The sequence below is a fragment of the Kitasatospora sp. MBT63 genome (genome assembly GCF_000710465.2).
GTDB lineage: Bacteria > Actinomycetota > Actinomycetes > Streptomycetales > Streptomycetaceae > Kitasatospora.
In genome coordinates this window covers 1-3,073 of the sequence record NZ_JAIZ01000403.1, presented here as the reverse complement: position 1 = coordinate 3,073, position 3,073 = coordinate 1, and the positions used below count along the sequence as shown (strand labels likewise).

Here is a 3,073-nt window from a genome sequence, read left to right as displayed (position 1 = left end):
GGCGGGGTGGTCCGTACGCCGGCCGTGGCGCGGGCGGCGCCGGGTGGGGCGCGGCCGTGCCGGGATCGCGCTCACCGATCGCGCCGGTAACACGTGTAATCATTGTGGCCACTCCCCCGGTGCGGCGCCAGACCCGGCCGACCTGGAATGATGCAATCGTTATGTCGACCGATCAGAGCGTCCCTCCGCAGATCACCAGTGCCGACGTCGCACGGGCGGCGGGGGTCTCCCGGGCCACGGTGTCCTTCGTGCTCAACGACACGCCGGGGGCGCGGGTCAGCGAGACCACCCGGGCCAAGGTGCTGGCCGTCGCCCAGGAACTCGGGTACGTCCCGCACGCCGCCGCGCGCTCGCTGCGGGCCGGGCGCAGCGACCTGGTGGTCATCCCGGTGTCGGTGTCCGCGATCGGGCGGCTGTTCAGCGACTGGCTCGACGAGGTCGAGACCGCGCTCGGCCGCCTCGGCTACACCGTGGTCCTGCACGCCGACCGCACCCCCGGGCCGGTCGAGGCGGCGCAGTCCTGGGCCCGCCTGCGGCCCGCCGCGGTGGTCTCGGTCGGCGACGACCGGCTGACCGCGGAGGCGGCGCAGGTACTGGCCCGGGCGGGGGTGCGGGCGGTCGTGGCGAGTGCGGCCACCCCGGTCGAGGGGGTGTTCACCCTCATCGGCGACCACGCGGAGATCGGCGCCGCGGCGGTCGGGCACCTGGTCGACCGCGGCAGGTCCCGGCTCGGCGTGGTGATGCCGGCGGAGCGGGGGCTGTCGGCGTTCGCCGCGCCGCGTCTGGCGGGGGCCCAGCGGGTCGCCGAGGAGCACGGTGTGACGGTCACCCAGCTGCCGCTTCGCTACACCGAGGACGCCGCGGCGGCCGTGGCCCAGCTGTGCCGGGCCCTGGAGCTGGACGGCGTGTTCGGCTACAACGACGAGTACGCCGCCCTGCTGGGCGCGGCGCTCGGGGACCACGGCGTCGCGGTGCCGCGCGACATCGCCCTGGTCGGCGCGGACGACCTGGTGCTCGCACGGGTGGTACGCCCGCAGCTGACCTCGATCGGCCACCTGATGCCCGGCGCCGACCTGCTGGCCGAAACGGTCGACCGGCTGGTGCGCGAGGGAACGGCGCCCGAGCTGCCGAGGGTCCGGTTCGAGGTCGTGGTCCGGCAGTCCTCCTGAGGCCCGGCGTCGCCGGGCCGGGGACGGCTCGGGGTCAGGTCGGGGACGGTCAGCCGACGGCGGGCTCCGGGTCGGCCGGCAGCGGCGCCTCGGCGTACGCGCCGGAGAGCAGGTGGCCGGCGCCGGGGGCGAGCGCGGGCAGGCCGAGCGAGCGGAGCATCTGGTGGACGGTGCAGACGGCGGCCGAGACGACGGGCTTGCCGAGCTGCTGTTCGGCCTCCTCGATGGCGGACAGGGACGGCATCTGAACACAGGCGGAGAGCACCACCGCGTCGGCCTGCGCGTGGTCGAGGCGCTTGGCGATGGCGGGCAGCGCGGCCGGGTCGTGCGCGGCGACGTCGAGGTTGCCGGGGATCTCCAGCGCCTCGTGGTCCAGGACGGTGATGCCCTCGTGGGTCAGGTAGTCGACCACCGTGCGGGTCAGCGGACGCAGGTAGGGCGCGATCAGGACGATCCGGCGGGCGCCCATCGTGTGCAGGCCGTTGACCAGGGCGCCGGCGCTGGTGACGACCGGGGCCGGGGCTCCGTTGTCGGCGGTGCGGGTGTGCAGGCGCCGCTGGGAGACGCGGTGGTAGCCGCGGCCCATGCTCATGATGGCGACCAGGCAGGCGTAGCCGAGGACGTCCACGTGCGCGTCGGAGAGTTCGACGGCGCAGCGGTCGGAGTCGGCGTCCATCGCCCGGAGCTGCTCGGGGGTGACGTGGGTCATCCGCATCCGGCTGGAGTGGAAGGTGAAGCGCTCGGGGGCGACCCGTTCGCGGGCCCGCAGGATGGCGGGGACCTCGGTCTCCATGGTGACGTTCGAGCTCGGGACGATCTGGCCGATCCGGTAGGTGCGTGGCGGCATGGGGCGCTCCCTCGGTCTGGTGCGGGCGGGTGGCTGGGGCGGGCGGAGCCCGGTGCGGCGGGGCCGGGGTGCGGCGGCGGACGGCGCCCGGCCCCACGGGGGTTCAGCGGGCGTCGACCACCGGGTTGGTGAGGGTGCCGATGTGCTGGATGGTGGCCTCGATCAGGTCGCCGGGCTGGAGGAACTGCGGCGGGACCATGCCCGCGCCGACGCCGGAGGGCGACCCGGTGGCGATGACGTCGCCGGGTTCGAGGGTGACGCCGGAGGAGATGTCGGCGATCAGGCGCGGGATCCGGAACAGCATGTGCCGGGTGTTGGAGTTCTGCTTGGTCTCACCGTTCACGCTCAGGTGCAGGTCGAGGTCGTGCGGGTCGGGGATCTCGTCGGCGGTGAGCACGCAGGGGCCGAACGGGGCGTAGGAGTCCTGGCCCTTGGAGAAGAACCACTGGCCGGAGCGGCGCTGGTCGCGGGCGCTGATGTCGTTGACGATGCTGTAGCCGAAGACGTGGTCCCAGGCGTCCTGCTCGGACACCCGGGTGGCGGTCCGGCCGATGACGACGGCGAGTTCGCACTCCCAGTCGAGCTGCTTGGTCAGGCCGGCGTTGTGCAGGACCGGCTGTCCGGGGCCGGTGACGGCGGTGGCGGGCTTGGAGAACAGCACCGGCCGGTCGGGCAGTTCGCGGTCGGTGTCGAGGCTGCGGCTGGACTCCTCGACGTGCTCGACGTAGTTGAGGCCGACTCCGATGATCTTCCCGGGGCGCAGCGGGGCGAGCAGTGTCACCTCGGCGAGGTCGTGGACGGCGCCGGCGGGAAGGCGCGCCTGCTCGGCGCCGTCGGCCAGGGCGCCGTCGGCCAGAGTACGGGCGGCGGCGAGGGCGGTGGAACCGGCCCGGATCAGCGAGAGCAGGTCGCCGGGCAGCTCGGTCCCGGCGGCGCGGGCCAGGGCGGCGAGGTCGGCCACGCGGGTGCCCAGCTGGGCGCCGAGGCGGGCCGGTCCGCCGTTCGGGTCGTTCGGGGTGTACGTGACCAGGCGCATGACGCTCCTTGCAGTGGGACG

General features: G+C 74.6%; 3 protein-coding genes. 1 reads left to right on the top strand and 2 read right to left on the bottom strand.

The genetic code is table 11. The annotated features are described in order from the left end of the window. Positions 1 to 161 precede the first annotated feature (161 nt). On the top strand, positions 162 to 1,169 hold the full coding sequence (locus tag AA75_RS22810; protein WP_033822051.1) for a LacI family DNA-binding transcriptional regulator: 1,008 nt from the start codon (positions 162 to 164) through the stop codon (positions 1,167 to 1,169). A 49-nt stretch (positions 1,170 to 1,218) separates the two neighbouring features. On the opposite strand, the gene AA75_RS22805 is transcribed toward AA75_RS22810, so the two are convergent. Next, positions 1,219 to 2,016: an Asp/Glu racemase gene (locus AA75_RS22805; protein ID WP_033822050.1), complete on the bottom strand. Its 798-nt coding sequence runs from the start codon at positions 2,014 to 2,016 to the stop codon at positions 1,219 to 1,221. A gap of 103 nt (positions 2,017 to 2,119) precedes the next feature. After that, positions 2,120 to 3,052 (bottom strand): fumarylacetoacetate hydrolase family protein, encoded by a 933-nt coding sequence (locus AA75_RS22800; protein WP_033822049.1) that lies wholly within the window; start codon positions 3,050 to 3,052, stop codon positions 2,120 to 2,122. Between the last annotated feature and the right edge of the window lie 21 nt (positions 3,053 to 3,073).

Coding starts and splice junctions, on each gene's coding strand:
- AA75_RS22810 (WP_033822051.1), top strand. CDS start 162: ATGTCGACCGATCAGAGCGTCCCTCCGCAGATCACCAGTGCCGACGTC.
- AA75_RS22805 (WP_033822050.1), bottom strand. CDS start 2,016: ATGCCGCCACGCACCTACCGGATCGGCCAGATCGTCCCGAGCTCGAAC.
- AA75_RS22800 (WP_033822049.1), bottom strand. CDS start 3,052: ATGCGCCTGGTCACGTACACCCCGAACGACCCGAACGGCGGACCGGCC.